At 49.8% G+C, this 21,213-nt stretch carries 1 protein-coding gene; it reads right to left on the bottom strand.

The genetic code is table 11. The features are described from left to right. Window positions 1–152 precede the first annotated feature (152 nt). Window positions 153–21,110 carry an Ig-like domain-containing protein gene (locus D0907_RS04590; protein ID WP_118844081.1) on the bottom strand — a complete coding sequence of 6,986 codons (20,958 nt, stop codon included), beginning with the start codon at window positions 21,108–21,110 and terminating at the stop codon, window positions 153–155. Between the last annotated feature and the right edge of the window lie 103 nt (window positions 21,111–21,213).

Raw genomic sequence — 21,213 nt, 5'->3', positions numbered from 1 at the left:
GTTGCTCGTTACCCGTTACCCGTTGCCCGTTACCCGTTACTCGTTTCTCGTTTCTCGTTTCTCGTTTCTCGTTTCTCGTTTTACAAACTACCCAATTCAAAAAGAAAGCGCGATAATTATCGCGCTTTTCTTATTTAAGCTTAACTATTTATCTAAATATCAATTGAGTTATTGCCTCCCTCAATGAGTTTTTTGATTAGCTCATCTGACTCACTTTGGATATTACTGGCAGGCTCTGACGTGACTTCTGAATTGCCTGTAAATGCTAAGCTCTGACTTTCACTGTTGCTATCAAGGGCAAGTAAATTACTTTGCTCACTATCACTTAAGACATCTTCGATAGTCACGTCAAGCGCAGCAATGCCACCACTTGAGGTTGGCTCTGGGCTTGCATCTAATAGAACAAGGCTGAGATCAATACTTTCTGCAGTTTGCTCGTCAGCCTCAATGCTGTCAGCTCCTAAGGCCATTTCTTCAGGCCCCGCACCACCAGTGCTTGCGGGCTCTCCATTAATTTCAATATCATTGCCGTTAATATCAACAACGCGCACATTACCAATTGAATCTGTAATGCTAAAGCGTGCATCTGCTAGGCCTAAACCCAATATATCAAGCAGGTTAATATCAACGATACCTATTGACCACTGTCCATTTTGTACAACCGAGCCGCCTTCACTTAATAAGGTGATCCCTAAAGCAAGGGCGTTATCTAATTGCACGATAGCCCCATCTTCTGCATCCGTTGTGCCGTCAAAGCCAGTAATGACAAGCCCTAAGTTTAGTAAAGAGTTAACATCTATATTTTCAAGTGTCGGCGGAATCGTATCAATTTCTAATCCTGAAATTGCACCTGTTGTTACGCCACTACTAACAATCGTTGCGGTTACCGTGTAAGTGCCATCCACTAACGCACTGTCTGGTGTTACACTCCAAGTGCCATCACTTAATGAGGTAACCGTTTTCGTTTGTTGCGTAGTGCCATTATCAAACACCACTTCTATTTCACTGTTTGGTGCAATTGATTTACCCGTAATGAGCGGGGTGTCATCATTGGTTAGCTGTAACCCATCATCAATGGTTATAGTCAATCCAGCATCAATAATACCTGAGGCTGTTTGCTCTGTAGTGCGGTCTTCAGCATCTGTGACACTTGCCGTTACGGTGTAAGTGCCATCAACAAGTTCAGATAATACTTCCACTGACCAAGTGCCATTACTGTTCACTAAGGTCGTTAGCGTTTGTGAAGCACCATCGGCACCTTGCACAATCAGTGTCACAGTTTGCCCTGTTCCCACAGTACTTGTGCCGCTTATCACTGGCGTTGTGTCTGCTGAGATAGCGGGTACATCTAATGTCAATTCAGGGGCAGAATTGTCAAAAGTGTCTGTACTAATAGTCGTGGTATTACCGGCGGCATCTGTCGCTGTTGCCTCTACATAAGCTAAGTTCAATAATGACACCGACAAGTTCAATACTTGCCAATCACCATTGGCATCAACGGTTGCTGTATATGGCACACCAGCCACTCCACCGACGAGGTAGTTTGTTATCGTAATAACACTGCCTTCAGGTAAGTCAGATGTACCAGATAAAGAGACCAACAGACCTAATAGGAACGATGGCACAATGGTGAGCTCTGGGGCTACGGTATCAACTTCGCCACCTGTTTTACTGTCTGTTCCGGTATTACCCGCAGTATCCGTGATACTTGCAGTAACAGAATAAACTCCATCGGCCAACACTTGATCTGCTGCTGCTTGCCAGTCACCGTTCGCATCGGTGGTCGTTGTAACACTGTGCTGTGCTCCACCGGCTGCGATAAAGGTGACTGTAATAGTGCTATTGGCCGCATCAGACGTACCACTAATAAGAGGGGTTGAGTCGTTCGTTAAAGTTAAACTACTTTGATCAATGCTAACGACAGGTGCTGTGGTATCAACCGCAGATGTCGTTGAAGCGCTGCCATTGTTTCCTGCGGTATCTGTCACGACTGCGGTTACTGTATACGCTCCCTCAGCGAGTGCTTGAGTCGCTTCAACTTGCCAATTTAAACTTGCATCTAGTGTCGTTTCGACACTGTGACTTACGCCGGCAGAGTCTACAAACGTAACGACTACTCGATTGCCTGCCACTGCGCCAGTTGCACTGCCCATTATCACTGGCGTTAAATCGGTTGAAACAGCCACAGTGTCAATGACCACATTCGCAGGTGTAATATCAATCACACCCGATGCAGAGGCTGAGCTGGTGTTACCAGCAGTGTCAGAAACGCTTGCTGAAATCGTGTAGGCACCTTCAGCTAATGCTGTACCTAATGCAACAGACCAAGCACCTGATGTGCCAACAACCGCAGATGCTGTCACAATATCGCCCGCACTGTCGGTGACACTTATCGTCACCACGCTACCCTGTGGTGCATCACTTGTACCACTGATTGTTGGTGTGGTGTCATTCGTGATTGCTGGAGAGTCAACTGTTAACGCTGGCGGAGTGAGATCGATGCCACCTTGACGACTTGCCGTACCAGTGAGTCCATCTTCAGATACACTTGCTGTAACAGTATAGTTTCCTTCGCTGAGTGGCGTTGTTAAGTCTACAGTCCATGTACCGCTGCTAATAGTGGCGATAGCTGTTTGGCTATTACCAAGTGCATCGACAACAGTAATGGTCACTTGAATACCGTCAGCTGCATCACTTGTTCCCGAAATGGTCGGTGTGGTGTCGTTAGTGACTGCAAGAGCATCAATCGAAATTGTAGGTGCATTGGTATCTAGCGTTGCCGTGTCTGTTACCGTTGCCGTGTTGTTTGCAGCATCGGTAATTGTCGCTGTAATAGTCAGTAAGCCATCAGCCAATGCTGTTGGAACATCTGCTGACCATGACCCATCAGCCTGAACAGTTGCAGTAAAGCTGTATGTATTCCCATCATTTACCACACTAATATTTACGGTGCTGCCTGCAGGCTCATTGGTGCTACCACTAATTGTTGGTGTTGAATCATTAATAGTCCCTAAACCATCAAGAACCAACTCAGGTGTAAGAGTATCAATTGACCCCGTTTCGGTGTCAGTACCAACATTACCTGCAACATCTGTGATAGTCGCTGTGACACTATAATTGCCATCTGGCATAGTACTCGGTGTTACTTGCCATGACCCATCACTTTGGACGGTTGCCGATAATGTTTGTATATCGTTGTTGCTATCTGTCACCGTAACAGAAACCTGAGTACCTGTGGCTTCTGTCGATGTGCCCGAAATAACAGGCGTACTTGAGTTACCAAGTCCCAGTGTATCTATCGCCACAACGGGGGCGACGGTATCAACCGTTATAGATGCCGTTGCAGTTTGCGTATTATTAGCATCATCCGTTATGGTCGCCGTAATAGTGTAACTGCCATCGGTAATATCAACCGGTACTATAAACTGCCAAGTACCATCTGATGCTACTGTGGTGGTAATGGTTTGTCCTGCAACCTCAACGATAACTAAGCCGCCTATTTCGTTACTACTACCTGAAATAGTTGGACGCGCGTCAGAGGTGCCATCAACCGCGTTAACAACTAAGGTTGGCGCAATGCTGTCTAACACACCCGATGTTTGCTCTGTAGTTAAATTACCGACCTGATCCCTTACCGATGCCGTTACTGTAAAGGTCCCTTCAGCTAGCGCTGTGGGCACATCGACAGACCAAGTTTGGTTACTTTGCACAGTTGCAGTAAAGGTTTGTGAATCACCATTGGCATCTTGAACGGTGATGTTGATCACCGTGCCTTCTCCCATATCCGTTGTGCCCGAAATGGTTGGGGTTGTATCATTTGTTAATGCATCAACAGTAACCGTCAGCTCAGGCGCCACATTATCAAATTCTAATGTGCTCACAGTAGCAGTGTTACCCGCCGCATCTGTGCCACTTGCCGTAACATAAGCCAGGCTAATAAGTGGGACAGTAATGTTGGCAAGCGTCCAATTACCATTTGCATCAGTCGTGGCGGTATAATTCGCACCTATTAAGCCCCCTACTAAATGTTCAGTAATTGTGATCACACTGCCTTCTGGCAAATCTGATGTGCCCGATAAGCCAACTAAATTTCCTAATAAGAATGAAGGAATAATACGGATATCTGGTGCAATTGTATCAACTACACCACTGTCTGTGGCGCTGCTGTTATTACCGGCTGAATCGCTGATACTCGCTGTCACACTGTAGTTACCATCGGCCAATGCTTGCGCTGCATCGACACTCCAATTACCTGACGCATCGGTGGTCACTGTCACTGTGTGGCTGGTGCCATTGGCATCGGTAAAGGTCACATCTAAATTAGTATTGGCTAAGTCTGATGAACCTGTCACCGTTGGCGTGTTGTCATTGGTCAGCGCTGGCGCATCAATGGTGATGGTTGGCGCGGTCACATCAATTGTGCCGGTTTCAGTGTCGGTGCCCGTATTACCGGCGGCATCACTCAGTGTCGCAACAACGGTGTAGTTTCCTTCCGCCAGTGCTGAGCTCAGCTCAACTGACCAACTGCCATCAGCCTGCACAATGGCTGTGGCGCTTTGTGTCGCCCCGTCACTGTCAGTCACGGTTAACAAGACTTGAGAGCCTGCTGCCGCACCACTGCTTTGGCCACTAATAACAGGGGTTACATCGTTGCTGTCGGCAATCGCATCAATACTAACAACAGGCGCGGTGATATCCACTTCACCGGTGGCACTTGCTGATGCTGGGTTACCAGCTTGATCGCTGACTGTCGCGGTAACGGTGTATTCGCCTTCCGCTATAATCGTGCTGGCTGCCACTGACCAACTACCATCACTTTGCATGGTGGTGGTCACGGTGTGACTGTTGTTGTTTGCATCGGTGATCACCACGGTGACTGTGCTGCCTTGTGGCGCACTGGCTGTGCCGCTAATCGTCGGGGTGGTGTCGTTTGTAATACCCAGTTCGTTAATGTCAATCGCTGGCATGGTGGTATCAATAATACCGGTGCGTGTGGCGGTGCCAGTGTTACCATTTTCGAGCACTGAGGCGGTCACGGTAAACTCACCTTCTGGTAATGCGGTCATCGCTGTGACACTCCACGTACCCCCACTGACGGTGGTGGTAATTGTTTCGACAGGGTTTATCCCATCATCAATCACAACCGTCACCACACTGCCATTCTCTGCATCACTGGTGCCGTTGATGGTCGGTGTGGTGTCATTTGTTTCACCAATCACATTAATCGTGACACTTGGGGCCGTGGTGTCAAGCAGTGCACTGTCGCTTGCGGTGGTGGCGTTGCCTGCCGCATCGGTAATGCTCGCATCAATCGTGAAGGTGCCATTATCCAGTGGGCTAGGGACATCGGCGCTCCAAGTGCCATCCGCTAATACTGTCGCGGTGAAGGTGTAGGTGTTGGTGCCATCAGAGACACTTAAGTTCACCACACTGCCCGCAGGCTCGTTAGACGTACCGCTAATGGTTGGGGTGGTATCATTCACCGTTCCCAAGCTATCAATTGCTAAGCTAGGCGGTAAGGTATCAATGCTGCCGGTGCCTGTGTCTGTGCCAACATTGCCCGCAGCATCGGTGATGGTTGCCGTCACAGTGTATGCACCATCTGGCAAGCTGCTTGATGTGGCTTGCCATGACCCATCAGCTAAGACTGTCGCGGTCAAGCTGTGTGAATCACCATTGCTATCAACAATGCTGAGGTTCACGACCGTGCCAGCAGGCTCGGTTGAGGTACCGCTTAAGGTGGGTGTACTGTCATTACCTAGGCCATTATCATTCACAGTAACAACAGGGTTGGTGGTATCGATATTGCCTGTGGCGGTAACGTTGCTGGTGTTGCCTGCATCATCACTGATGGTCACGGCAACCGTGTAGCTGCCTTCGGCTAGGGCTGTCGGTACTTCAACGCTCCAATCACCACTGCTATTTACGGTGGCGGTGAGTGTTTGCTCTGCCCCATTGCTGTCGGTGACTGTCACAGTGACGGTGCCGCCCACTTCATTACTACGACCACTGAGTACCGGCGTGACATCACTGCCCTCACCCACACCGGTTAAGGTTAGTGTTGGCGCAAGGGTGTCGATAACACCGGTCACGGTTTCTTCGCTTAAGTTACCAACCCCATCGCGGACACTGGCTTCAACGCTAAACTGACCATCGGCTAAGGCGGTGGTTGGGCTCACACTCCAATTACCATTAGCATCAACAATGGCGGTCAGTGTTTCTGTTGCACCGTTGGCATCGGTGACAACCACGCTGACTTGTGCCCCTTCACCGGCATCGGTGGTCCCGCTAATAAGTGGGGTGTTGTCGTTTGTCAGTGCATCCACGCTCACGGTTAAGGTCGGCGGTGTACCATCAAAATCGGTTGAGGTAATCGTGCGTACATTGCCGGCTTCATCAGACGCACTTGCGGTGATAGACGCTAAACTGGCCAGTGGTACAGTTAACCCAGTCAATGACCAATTACCATTGGCATCGGTTGTCGCAGTGTATGTCACTACGCCACCGCCAACCAAGTTTTGGGTAATAGTGACCGTACTACCAGCCGGTAAATCAGAGGTACCGCTTAAAGTAACCAATTGACCTAGTAAGAAGGTTGGCACAAAGGCAAGCTCTGGTGGAATTGTATCAACCACGCCGCTGTCTGTGACGCTGCTGTTATTACCCGCTGAATCGCTGATACTCGCTGTCACACTGTAGTTACCATCGGCCAATGCTTGCGTCGCATCGACACTCCAATTACCTGAGGCATCGGTGGTCACTGTCACTGTGTGGCTGGTGCCATTGGCATCGGTAAAGGTCACATCTAAATTAGTATTGGCTAAGTCTGATGAACCTGTCACCGTTGGCGTATTGTCATTGGTCAGCGCTGGCGCATCAATGGTGATGGTTGGCGCGGTCACATCAATTGTGCCGGTTTCGGTGTCGGAGCCTGTATTACCGGCGGCATCACTCAGTGTCGCAACAACGGTGTAGTTTCCTTCAGCCAGTGCTGAGCTCAGCTCGACTGACCAACTGCCATCAGCCTGCACAATGGCTGTGGCACTTTGTGTTGCCCCGTCACTGTCAGTCACGGTTAACAAGACTTGAGAGCCTGCTGCCGCACCACTGCTTTGGCCACTAATAACAGGGGTTACATCGTTGCTGTCGGCAATCGCATCAATACTAACAACAGGCGCGGTGATATCCACTTCACCGGTGGCACTTGCTGATGCTGGGTTACCCGCTTGATCGCTGACTGTCGCGGTAACGGTGTATTCGCCTTCCGCTATAATCGTGCTGGCTGCCACTGACCAACTACCATCACTTTGCATGGTGGTGGTCACGGTGTGACTGTTGTTGTTTGCATCGGTGATCACCACGGTGACTGTGCTGCCTTGTGGCGCACTGGCTGTGCCGCTAATCGTCGGGGTGGTGTCGTTTGTAATACCCAGTTCGTTAATGTCAATCGCTGGCATGGTGGTATCAATAATACCGGTGCGTGTGGCGGTGCCAGTGTTACCATTTTCGAGCACTGAGGCGGTCACGGTAAACTCACCTTCTGGTAATGCGGTTGTCGGCGTGACACTCCACGTGCCCCCACTGACGGTGGTGGTAATTGTTTCGACAGGGTTTGTCCCATCATCAATCACAACCGTCACCACACTGCCATTCTCTGCATCACTGGTGCCGTTGATGGTCGGTGTGGTGTCATTTGTTTCACCAATCACATTAATCGTGATACTCGGGGCCGTGGTGTCAAGCAGTGCACTGTCGCTTGCGGTGGTGGCGTTGCCTGCCGCATCGGTAATGCTCGCATCAATCGTGAAGGTGCCATTATCCAGTGGGCTAGGGACATCGGCGCTCCAAGTGCCATCCGCTAATACTGTCGCGGTGAAGGTGTAGGTGTTGGTGCCATCAGAGACACTTAAGTTCACCACACTGCCCGCAGGCTCGTTAGACGTACCGCTAATGGTTGGGGTGGTATCATTCACTGTTCCCAAGCTATCAATTGCTAAGCTAGGCGGTAAGGTATCAATGCTGCCGGTGCCTGTGTCTGTGCCAACATTGCCCGCAGCATCAGTGATGGTTGCCGTCACAGTGTACGCACCATCTGGCAAGCTGCTTGATGTGGCTTGCCATGACCCATCAGCTAAGACTGTCGCGGTCAAGCTGTGTGAATCACCATTGCTATCAACAATACTAAGGTTCACGACCGTGCCAGCAGGCTCGGTTGAGGTACCACTTAAGGTGGGTGTACTGTCATTACCTAGGCCATTGTCATTTACAGTAACAACGGGGTTGGTGGTATCGATATTGCCTGTGGCGGTAACGTTGCTGGTGTTGCCTGCATCATCACTGATGGTCACGGCAACCGTGTAGCTGCCTTCGGCTAGGGCTGTCGGTACTTCAACGCTCCAATCACCACTGCTATTTACGGTGGCGGTGAGTGTTTGCTCTGCCCCATTGCTGTCGGTGACTGTCACAGTGACGGTGCCGCCCACTTCATTACTACGACCACTGAGTACCGGCGTGACATCACTGCCCTCACCCACACCGGTTAAGGTTAGTGTTGGCGCAAGGGTGTCGATAACACCGGTCACGGTTTCTTCGCTTAAGTTACCAACCCCATCGCGGACACTGGCTTCAACGCTAAACTGACCATCGGCTAAGGCGGTGGTTGGGCTCACGCTCCAATTACCATTGGCATCAACAATGGCAGTCAGTGTTTCTGTTGCACCGTTGGCATCGGTCACAACCACGCTGACTTGTGCCCCTTCACCGGCATCGGTGGTCCCGCTAATAAGTGGGGTGTTGTCGTTTGTCAGTGCATCCACGCTCACGGTTAAGGTCGGCGGTGTACCATCAAAATCGGTTGAGGTAATCGTGCGTACATTGCCGGCTTCATCAGACGCACTTGCGGTGATAGACGCTAAACTGGCCAGTGGTACAGTTAACCCAGTCAATGACCAATCACCATTGGCATCGGTTGTCGCAGTGTATGTCACTACGCCACCGCCAACCAAGTTTTGGGTAATGGTGACCGTGCTACCAGCCGGTAAATCAGAGGTACCGCTTAAAGTCACCAATTGACCCAGTAAGAAGGTCGGCACAAAGGCAAGCTCTGGTGGAATTGTATCAACCACGCCGCTGTCTGTGGCGCTGCTGTTATTACCCGCTGAATCGCTAATACTCGCTGTCACACTGTAGTTACCATCGGCCAATGCTTGCGTCGCATCGACACTCCAATTACCTGAGGCATCGGTGGTCACTGTCACTGTGTGGCTGGTGCCATTGGCATCAGTAAAGGTCACATCAAGATTCGTATTGGCTAAATCGGATGAGCCAGTGACTGTGGGCGTGTTGTCATTAGTCAGCGCTGGCGCATCAATGGTGATGGTTGGCGCGGTCACATCAATTGTGCCGGTTTCGGTGTCGGTGCCCGTATTACCGGCGGCATCACTCAGTGTCGCAACAACGGTGTAGTTTCCTTCCGCCAGTGCTGAGCTCAGCTCAACTGACCAACTGCCATCAGCCTGCACAATGGCTGTGGCGCTTTGTGTCGCCCCGTCACTGTCAGTCACGGTTAACAAGACTTGAGAGCCTGCTGCCGCACCACTGCTTTGGCCACTAATAACAGGGGTTACATCGTTGCTGTCGGCAATCGCATCAATACTAACAACAGGCGCGGTGATATCCACTTCACCGGTGGCACTTGCTGATGCTGGGTTACCAGCTTGATCACTGACTGTCGCGGTAACGGTGTATTCGCCTTCCGCTAGAATCGTGCTGGCTGCCACTGACCAACTACCATCACTTTGCATGGTGGTGGTCACGGTGTGACTGTTGTTGTTTGCATCGGTGATCACCACGGTGACTGTGCTGCCTTGTGGCGCACTGGCTGTGCCGCTAATCGTCGGGGTGGTGTCGTTTGTAATGCCCAGTTCGTTAATGTCAATCGCTGGCATGGTGGTATCAATAATACCGGTGCGTGTGGCGGTGCCAGTGTTACCATTTTCGAGCACTGAGGCGGTCACGGTAAACTCACCTTCTGGTAATGCGGTTGTCGGCGTGACACTCCACGTGCCCCCACTGACGGTGGTGGTAATTGTTTCGACAGGGTTTATCCCATCATCAATCACAACCGTCACCACACTGCCATTCTCTGCATCACTGGTGCCGTTGATGGTCGGTGTGGTGTCATTTGTTTCACCAATCACATTAATCGTGACACTTGGGGCCGTGGTGTCAAGCAGTGCACTGTCGCTTGCGGTGGTGGCGTTGCCTGCCGCATCGGTAATGCTCGCATCAATCGTGAAGGTGCCATTATCCAGTGGGCTAGGGACATCGGCGCTCCAAGTGCCATCCGCTAATACTGTCGCGGTGAAGGTGTAGGTGTTGGTGCCATCAGAGACACTTAAGTTCACCACACTGCCCGCAGGCTCGTTAGACGTACCGCTAATGGTTGGGGTGGTATCATTCACCGTTCCCAAGCTATCAATTGCTAAGCTAGGCGGTAAGGTATCAATGCTGCCGGTGCCTGTGTCTGTGCCAACATTGCCCGCAGCATCGGTGATGGTTGCCGTCACAGTGTATGCACCATCTGGCAAGCTGCTTGATGTGGCTTGCCATGACCCATCAGCTAAGACTGTCGCGGTCAAGCTGTGTGAATCACCATTGCTATCAACAATGCTGAGGTTCACGACCGTGCCAGCAGGCTCGGTTGAGGTACCGCTTAAGGTGGGTGTACTGTCATTACCTAGGCCATTATCATTCACAGTAACAACAGGGTTGGTGGTATCGATATTGCCTGTGGCGGTAACGTTGCTGGTGTTGCCTGCATCATCACTGATGGTCACGGCAACCGTGTAGCTGCCTTCGGCTAGGGCTGTCGGTACTTCAACGCTCCAATCACCACTGCTATTTACGGTGGCGGTGAGTGTTTGCTCTGCCCCATTGCTGTCGGTGACTGTCACAGTGACGGTGCCGCCCACTTCATTACTACGACCACTGAGTACCGGCGTGACATCACTGCCCTCACCCACACCGGTTAAGGTTAGTGTTGGCGCAAGGGTGTCGATAACACCGGTCACGGTTTCTTCGCTTAAGTTACCAACCCCATCGCGGACACTGGCTTCAACGCTAAACTGACCATCGGCTAAGGCGGTGGTTGGGCTCACACTCCAATTACCATTAGCATCAACAATGGCGGTCAGTGTTTCTGTTGCACCGTTGGCATCGGTGACAACCACGCTGACTTGTGCCCCTTCACCGGCATCGGTGGTCCCGCTAATAAGTGGGGTGTTGTCGTTTGTCAGTGCATCCACGCTCACGGTTAAGGTCGGCGGTGTACCATCAAAATCGGTTGAGGTAATCGTGCGTACATTGCCGGCTTCATCAGACGCACTTGCGGTGATAGACGCTAAACTGGCCAGTGGTACAGTTAACCCAGTCAATGACCAATTACCATTGGCATCGGTTGTCGCAGTGTATGTCACTACGCCACCGCCAACCAAGTTTTGGGTAATGGTGACCGTGCTACCAGCCGGTAAATCAGAGGTACCGCTTAAAGTAACCAATTGACCTAGTAAGAAGGTTGGCACAAAGGCAAGCTCTGGTGGAATTGTATCAACCACGCCGCTGTCTGTGACGCTGCTGTTATTACCCGCTGAATCGCTGATACTCGCTGTCACACTGTAGTTACCATCGGCCAATGCTTGCGTCGCATCGACACTCCAATTACCTGAGGCATCGGTGGTCACTGTCACTGTGTGGCTGGTGCCATTGGCATCGGTAAAGGTCACATCTAAATTAGTATTGGCTAAGTCTGATGAACCTGTCACCGTTGGCGTATTGTCATTGGTCAGCGCTGGCGCATCAATGGTGATGGTTGGCGCGGTCACATCAATTGTGCCGGTTTCGGTGTCGGAGCCTGTATTACCGGCGGCATCACTCAGTGTCGCAACAACGGTGTAGTTTCCTTCAGCCAGTGCTGAGCTCAGCTCGACTGACCAACTGCCATCGGCTTGTACAGTTGTTGTTACTGTTTGAACATTACCCGCACTGTCGGTGATGGTTAACGTAACAAGCGTCCCCGCAGGCACGCCTGTACTTTGGCCACTAATTGCAGGTGTTACATCGTTGCTGTCGGCAATCGCATCAATACTGACAACAGGTGCGGTGATATCTACATTACCTGTCGCATTGTCTGTGCCTGTGTTACCAGCAGCGTCGGTAACAGAAGCTGTGACTGTAAATGTACCTTCGGCTAATATAGTCGAAGCGGCAACAGACCAACTACCATTGGCTAATACTGTCGCGACAACTGTTTGTGTATTTCCAAGAGAGTCAGTAATAGTCAAGGTGACTAAACTGCCTGCACTTGCGTCTGTCGTACCGCTAATCGTTGGAGTGGTATCATTGGTGTCGTTAATATCATTTATGGTGATACTAGGCGCAGTAAGATCGACTGTTCCTGTGCGTGTTGCCGTGCCATCAATAGTATTAACCGTCACCGTTGCGGTAACTGTAAAACTTCCTTCTGGTAACGCATTGTTTGCTGTCACAAACCAAACCCCGCCAGTGACCGTTGTGGTTAATGTTTCTACCGGATTGACACCATCATCAATCACAACTGTCACCGTGCTGCCATCAGCGGCATCAGTTGTGCCCGTAATCGTAGGAGTTGGATCGTTAGTTTCACCAATAACATCTATCGCAATGCTTGGCGCAGAGGTATCGAGTGTAAAGCTTTCAGAGGCTGTTGCGGTATTACCCGCAGCATCTTCAACCGTTGCCACAACCGTGTAATCATCGTTTGTTAGTGACGATGAAGTAACAGACCAGTCGCCATTTCCATCAACCACCGCTGATAAGTTCAGCGTATTTCCGCTTGAATCAGTTACAACTAAAGAAATAACTGTGCCAGCCGGTTCTGACGAAGTCCCACTGATTGTTGGCGTATCTGTATTGACCGTCCCTAGATTATTAATGGTTAATAATGGTGGCGTTGTATCAATACGACCCGAGCCTGAGTCTGTGCCAACATTGCCTGCTGCATCGGTGATCGTTGCAGTAATAGTATAATCGCCGTCAGGTAATACAGAGGCATCTGTTTGCCACGACCCATCGGCAGCTACAGTCGCAGTAAAGTTATGTGTATCCCCATTACTGTCAATAACAATAATACTGACCAGTGTTCCCGCAGCCTCGGTTGAGGTACCACTTAAGGTTGGTGTATCGTCGTTACCCAGGCCATTATCATTCACAGTAACAACCGGGTTGGTGGTATCAATATTGCCTGTTGCAGTCACGCTGCTGGTGTTACCTGCATCATCACTTACTGTCACCGTGACGGTATAATCCCCTTCAGCAAGACCATTAGGAACTTCTCTACTCCAGGTTCCGTTGCTGCCAACAATGGCAGTAAAAGTTTGTACTGTGCCGTTGCTATCCGTGACAGAAATAGTAACCGTCGCACCAATTTCATTACTGGTACCACTTAACACCGGAGTGACATCACTGCCCTCACCCACGCCAGTTAAGGTTAATGTTGGCGCAAGGGTGTCGATAACACCGGTCACGGTTTCTTCGCTTAAGTTACCAACCCCATCGCGGACACTGGCTTCAACGCTAAACTGACCATCGGCTAAGGCGGTGGTTGGGCTCACGCTCCAATTACCATTAGCATCAACAATGGCGGTCAGTGTTTCTGTTGCACCGTTGGCATCGGTGACAACCACGCTGACTTGTGCCCCTTCACCGGCATCGGTGGTCCCGCTAATAAGTGGGGTGTTGTCGTTTGTCAGTGCATCCACGCTCACGGTTAAGGTCGGCGGTGTACCATCAAAATCGGTTGAGGTAATCGTGCGTACATTGCCGGCTTCATCAGACGCACTTGCGGTGATAGACGCTAAACTGGCCAGTGGTACAGTTAAGCCGGTCAATGACCAATCACCATTGGCATCGGTTGTCGCAGTGTATGTCACTACGCCACCGCCAACCAAGTTTTGGGTAATGGTGACCGTGCTACCAGCCGGTAAATCAGAGGTACCGCTTAAAGTCACCAATTGACCCAGTAAGAAGGTTGGCACAAAGGCAAGCTCTGGTGGAATTGTATCAACCACGCCGCTGTCTGTGGCGCTGCTGTTATTACCCGCTGAATCGCTAATACTCGCTGTCACACTGTAGTTGCCATCGGCCAATGCTTGCGCTGCATCGACACTCCAATTACCTGACGCATCGGTGGTCACTGTCACTGTGTGGCTGGTGCCATTGGCATCAGTAAAGGTCACATCAAGATTCGTATTGGCTAAGTCTGATGAGCCAGTGACTGTGGGCGTGTTGTCATTGGTCAGCGCTGGCGCATCAATGGTGATGGTTGGCGCGGTCACATCAATTGTGCCGGTTTCGGTGTCGGTGCCTGTATTACCGGCGGCATCCACAATGGTTGCAACAACGGTGTAATCACCTTCGGCGAGTGCCGTTGTTGCTTCGGCTGACCAACTACCATCGGCTTGTACAGTTGTTGTTACTGTTTGAACATTACCCGCACTGTCGGTGATGGTTAATGTAACAAGCGTCCCCGCAGGCACGCCTGTACTTTGGCCACTAATAACAGGGGTTACATCGTTGCTGTCGGCAATCGCATCAATACTGACAACAGGCGCGGTGATATCTACTTCGCCTGAGGCCGTGTCGTTTCCTGTGTTACCAGCAGCATCTGACACCTCAGCGTCAATGGTATAACTGCCTTGCGCTAATGCTTGAGATACAGCAACTGACCAACTACCGTCGGCTCCCGTTGTTGCCACCAGCGTTTGCACATTGCCCGCACTGTCTGTAATTATCAGCCTAACTTCGGTGCCGGTTGGCACACCTGAGGTTTGTCCGCTAATGACGGGGGTTGTGTCGTTTGTCACAGCTTGTGGGTCGATGACCACTGTCGGTGCTGTGGTATCAATAAGACCTGTTTCGGTGTCTGTACCTTGATTTCCGGCTGCGTCTTGCACTGTTGCAACAACGGTGTATTCGCCTTCAGCTACCGCATCTAACGCCTCTACAGACCAACTACCATCGTTGTTAACGGTTGCAAAGAGTGATTGCTGCACGCCTTGGCTGTCTGTGATCACTATACTGACAACAGTGCCCGCAGGAACTCCTTCTGCCATACCACTGATCACTGGTGTTACATCTGAACTTGGTGCAAGTGCATCCACCGTGATAGTAGGTGCGGTAGTATCCACAACACCAGTCGCGGTATCAGTGGCTGTATTACCTGCCGCGTCACTTACTGTTGCTTCAACGGTGAATGCGCCTTCGGCAATAATCACATCAGCCTCAACTGACCATGAACCATCTGCTAGGGTAGTCGTAATCAGGGTTTGCGTATTACCGTTACTATCTGTCACCAAGAGAGTAATTTGTGAGCCTGCGGGTACACCCGTTGTTTGACCAGACAACACGGGCGTTACATCATTTGTGTCGGCAATATTATCAATGCTGATTGTAGGGGCTGTTAAATCAATAATGCCTGTTTCGGTGTCTGTTGCTTGATTACCTGCACTGTCGGCAACCACCGCGGTTACTGTATATTGACCTTCGGCTAAGTCTGTACTTGCCGCCACAGACCACGAACCATCTTGTGCCACCGTCGCTGAAACAACCTGCGAATCCCCATTACTGTCTGTAATGGTCACGGTTACAATACTACCCGACACTAAACCCGATGTTTGGCCTGAAATTAATGGCGTAACATCACTGGTATCTGCAAGTGCATCAATAGTGACTGTCGGAGGGGTTATATCAATTAAACCCTGTGCACTGGCATCGCTGGTTAAGCCATCCACAGTGACCGACGCCGACACCGTGAAACTCCCCTCACTAAGTGCTTGTGTTGGTTCTACACTCCATACGCCATTTTGCACTGTCGCAGTAACAGACTGGCTATTGTTATCACTGTCTTCAATGATGACTGTTATTAACGTGCCATCAGGGGCATCAGACGTACCGCTAATTGTCGGTGTTGTATCATTGGTATCATTAATGGCATCAATCGCAATACTCGGTGCAGAGCTATTAAGAATAAAGGCGCTGTTAGCTTGCGCTGAATTACCCGCCGCATCGGTCACAGTAGCAGTAACACTAATATTGCCATCTTCTAACTGAGCAGGTACATCGCCTGACCAGCTGCCATCGGCATTCACAATTGCTGTAAATTCATAACTTGCGACACCATCAGTGACCACCACAGTTACGATGCTGCCCGCAGGTTCATTTGTTTGACCACTGATCGTTGGCGTGGTGTCATTCACTGTGCCCAGATTATCAATCGAAATGGTCGGCGCAGTGATATCAATCACCCCAGTATCCGTTACTTGAGTTTGATTACCTGACTCATCCGCGACACTGGCTGTGACTGTAAATGCGCCCTCAGCCAAAGGCGTATCAGGGCTGATAGACCACGTACCATCAGCAGCTACAACAGCCGAAAGAGTTTGCGTCGCTCCATTACTATCTGTAACAACAACCGACACAACCGTGCCAGCAACTGCATCTGTAGTACCCGAAATAAGTGGGGTTGTATCATTTGTAAGCGGATCGAAATCAAGCGTTAATAGCGGACCCACACCATCAAAATTACCAATTTCGGTATCTGTGCCTGTATTACCCGCATTATCAGTGATACTGGCCGTCACTGTAAATTGCCCTTGCGCGACTGCACTGGTTACAGGCACAAACCAATTTCCATTAGCATCGACTGTGGTGGTATACACTTGGCTATTATTTTGCGAATCAACCACTGTCACAGTCACTGTACTGCCATTCACGGCACCTTGTGATGTGCCTGAAATCACTGGTGTGCTGTCGTTTATTGAGCCTATCGTATCAATTGTCACGCTAGGGGCCGTAATATCAATCACCCCTGTAATTGAGTCGCTTGCTGTATTACCAAATTGATCAGTCAGCGTTGCATCAACGGTAAACTCACCCTCAGCTAACGCTTGCGATACTGTAATGGTCCAATTACCATTTGCATCAACCTGTGTGGTAAAGGTTTGAGCCACGCCAGATTCAGGCGTAATCACCACGGTGATTTGATCTCCCGCTGTCGCGTTTAATGTAGACCCTGAAATGGTGGGGGTTATATCATTTGTCTCACCGACAGCGTCTATTAAAATAGTCAGTGAAGAACTATCGATTTGACCTGTTTCAGTGTCAGAGGCTTGGTTGCCTGCATCATCTGCCACCGAGGCAGTTACGGTATACTCACCTTCAGCAAGGCTTGTAGGCACATCTGCACTAAAGCCACCATTATTGTTGGTTACCGTTGTAAATGTTTGGCTATTGCCGTTGGAGTCAGTGACCACGAGCGTGACTGTTGTTCCAGCATTAACACCTTGTACCGTACCTGTAATGGTCGGGGTGTTGTCGGCACTGCTCCCTAAGGGGTCAAGATCAATAATTGGCGCGGTTAAATCGATATTACCCGTTGCGGTATCAAGCGCTTGATTGCCAGCTTCGTCTGCCACCGAAGCAGTTACCGTGTATTCCCCCTCTGCTAGGCCGTTTGGTACATCCGCACTAAAGCCACCTGCGCTGTTGGTTAAGGCCGTGAACGTTTGGCTATTGCCATTAGAGTCAGTGACCACAAGCGTGACGGTTGTACCCGAATTAACGCCTTGCACCGTCCCCGTGATAGTCGGGGTGTTGTCTGCACTGCTTCCAAGGAAGTCAAGAGCAATAATAGGAGCTGTTAAATCAATAACGCCTGTTGCTGTATCAAGTGCTTGATTACCAGCAGGGTCACTCACCGTGGCGGTGATTGTAAACTCACCTTCTGCTAAGACCTGATTTGCACCGACTTGCCACGTGTTGTCTGCATTTACAACCGCAGTTAAGACCTGTTGATTGCCATTGCTATCAACAAGCGTAATAGTGACTAAAGTGCTTGGCTCAACGCCCGAAACAACACCCGATATAACGGGTGTAACATCATTTGAATCCGTAAATTCGTCTATCGCAATGCTCGGAGCGGTTAAATCAATAACACCTGTTTCAGTATCTTCAGCACTATTACCCGCTTTATCCTGTGTTTGTGCAACAACCGTAAATTCACCTTCCGCTAATTCATCAGTGACTGTAACTGACCAGCTACCATCGGCATTAGTAATTGTTGTGAATGTTTGTGTACTGCCTGCACTGTCTGTCACACTTACCGTAACTGTCGTTGCTGCATCAAGTCCTTGCGTCGTGCCTGATATTGTCGGCGTTGTGTCGTTACTATCAGCCATTGTATCAATGTTGATAATAGGCGCGGTCAAATCGATAGTACCTGTTGCAGTGGCGGTGCTGGTATTCCCGGCTTCATCACTGACACTTGCTGTGACAGTGTAATCGCCTTCGGCTAATTCGCTGGCAACATCGACCTGCCAGTTACCTTGCGCATCGGTTGTAGCTGTTAGTGTTTGCGTTACTCCATTGCTGTCTGTCACAAACAATGAAACGGTAGTACCTGCGGGTACATCAAGTACTGACCCTGAAATTGTTGGCGTTGTGTCATTGGTATCATTAAGGGGATCAATGAAAATAGTTGGATCGGTTAAGTCAATTTCACCAATTTCACTGGCTGTGGCCGTGTTACCCACCTCATCCGTAACGGTTGCCGTGACGGTAAATTGGCCTTCAACCAAAGGAATGGTGGCCTCTACAGACCAATCACCATTTGCATCGGTAATAACCTGTATTGTTTCTGTCGCGCCATCACTGCCTGTAAAGGTCACGGTGACCACTGCGCCCGGGGCAACATCTTGGGTCGAACCCGATACACTGGGGGTTGTGTCATTGGTATCAATAATAAAGTTAATACTGACTGTTAAGTCAACATTACCGATTGCAGTAGCTTGCGCTTCGTTACCTTGTGGGTCTAGCACGGTTGCTACAACCGTAAAATCCCCCTCAGGAAGAGGTTGAGTCATTTGAATAGACCAACTTCCGTCAGCTTGTGTAATCGCTAATAAATTAAATACGCTACCATCACTTGCTGTAACAGACAGCATGATAGTTGTGCCCGGCGCAACCCCCTCTGTTTGACCACTTAGTAATGGCGTGGTGTCGTTGCTATCTGCAATAGAGTCGATCGTGATTGAAATAGGCGAAAACGCCACGGTCCCAGAAGTATTAGCCGTCGCAGAATTTCCTGCCGGATCTGATACTGTTGCAATCGCAGTAAAACTGCCTTCTGGTAATGCTATGATCGCCTCCACACTGTAGCTGCCATCGGCTAACACAAACGCTGTAAGCGATTGTGATTGGCCATCACTACCCACAACTTGAATAGTCACTTGTGTGCCTTCTGGCACCCCCTCTACACGACCAACAAACACAGGCGTGGTGTCATTCGTATTGGCAATGGCAGTTAAGGTGATGTCTGGTGCCGTTAAGTCAATCACCCCTGTTGCGCTATCCTGAGCTTGGTTTCCTGCCAAGTCGCTGACAGTTGCAGCCACCTCAAACGGCCCTTCAGCCAGTTCACTTGGAACATCGAGAGTCCAATTACCATTAGCATCGGTGAGGGCGGTTAAAGTCTGTACTTGGCCATTTATATCGGTTACCACAACCGTCACAACGCTACCTTCAACCACACCGACTACATTACCGGTTATGGTTGGCGTGGTGTCTTGCGTATCATCAATTGGGGTAATATTTATTATCGGGGCGGTTACATCAATAATACCAGTGGTGCTTGCTTGTGCTTCGTTACCCGCTGCGTCTAAAACAGTGGCTGTCACAGTAAACTCGCCTTCAACCAACGCAACTGGCACATCAATTGTCCAGCTACCGTCGTCAGCAACAATCGCTATCACGGTTTGAATAGCGCCATCGGCTGCAGTAATCACCACCGTGATCTCACTGCCAACAGTCACCCCACTCACATTGCCTGAAATCGTGGGGGTTGTGTCATTAGTTTCACCAATTGGGTCTATGTTTATCACCGGTGCCGTTAAATCAACGAGTCCATTTTCTGTATCGGTGCCTTCGTTACCTGCCGCATCTTCAGCCGAAGCCAATACGGTATATAAACCTTCAGCAAGCGCTTCAGTGGTAATACTCCAATTTCCTTGCTCATCAACTTGGGTGACAAATGTTTGTACTTGGCCTGCGCTGTCTGTCACCGTAATTGTGACATCATCACCTGCGCTAATGCCTGATACAGAGCCATTAATCACCACCGTTTGTGACGCAGAGTCGGGCAATTCATTAATGGTAACAACAGGCGCGATGGTATCGATATTCGCACCAATCGTGTCACTAACAGGGTCGCCATTTGGGTCAATAGCAACCACTTCAATCACAATAGGGCCGTCAGGCAGTGGATCCAAAGGTGGAGTCGTAAAGGTACCATCGGGTTGAACAACCACCGTAACCACTTGGTTATTACCATTCACATCGGTGACAGTCACCGTGACTGTTTCACCAACAAGATTTTCAGTGGTTCCTGTGATCACAGGTTGAGAGTTATTTATAACACCTGGGTCATCAATACTAACCGTTGCCGTTAAGGTGTCTGTTGGGACAACACCATCGGTTGTATCACGCGGCGAAAAAATACCACTGCTATCGCTATTAAAACTATCATCAAATGCGAGACTTGAAGGGTCAATGCCCTCTGCAATACGTGCTAATTCTACAAATGAAGTACCGCCACCTGAGGTCGCTCCCCCTGTACCACCAGCGGCTGTGGCTTCTAAACTATCGAGAATATCGCCACCGCCTTCAAGCGCATCTAAAAAGTCGCTTATGTCACCACCTTGCTGCGGGTCTGGGGTTGCTTGATTTGGTTGATTCAAGCTTGCAATGGCGTCGTCAATACTGTCATCAAACACCGTATTTTCAGAGCTATCTTTGACCTCTTTTGCGAGTAGGTCCGGCGTAATGGTGACCTTTTTATTAGCAGGAATAGATAAAGACTCACCTTGCACGTCAATTAACAATGTTGACTTATCCGCGGTGATAACGGTATCACCCACAGTGATAACATCACCCACACTCAGTGCTTTAATTGACCCATCGGCTTGAATAATACCGGCAGAGCCTTGTACATCAATAACTAATAATTGGTTCGCATCCATTTGCTATTCCTCAACATATTTAAATTGCACGCGTATAACGTAAATCTAGTAGAGAAACAGCACTTAGTTACTGGACTATGGTACAGGTTTTACACAAAGCTAA

The sequence above is a fragment of the Pseudoalteromonas lipolytica genome, assembly GCF_003515105.1.
Classification (GTDB): domain Bacteria; phylum Pseudomonadota; class Gammaproteobacteria; order Enterobacterales; family Alteromonadaceae; genus Pseudoalteromonas; species Pseudoalteromonas lipolytica.
This window is presented reverse-complemented; position numbering and strand designations above follow the sequence as displayed.

Coding starts and splice junctions, on each gene's coding strand:
- D0907_RS04590 (WP_118844081.1), bottom strand. CDS start 21,110: ATGGATGCGAACCAATTATTAGTTATTGATGTACAAGGCTCTGCCGGT.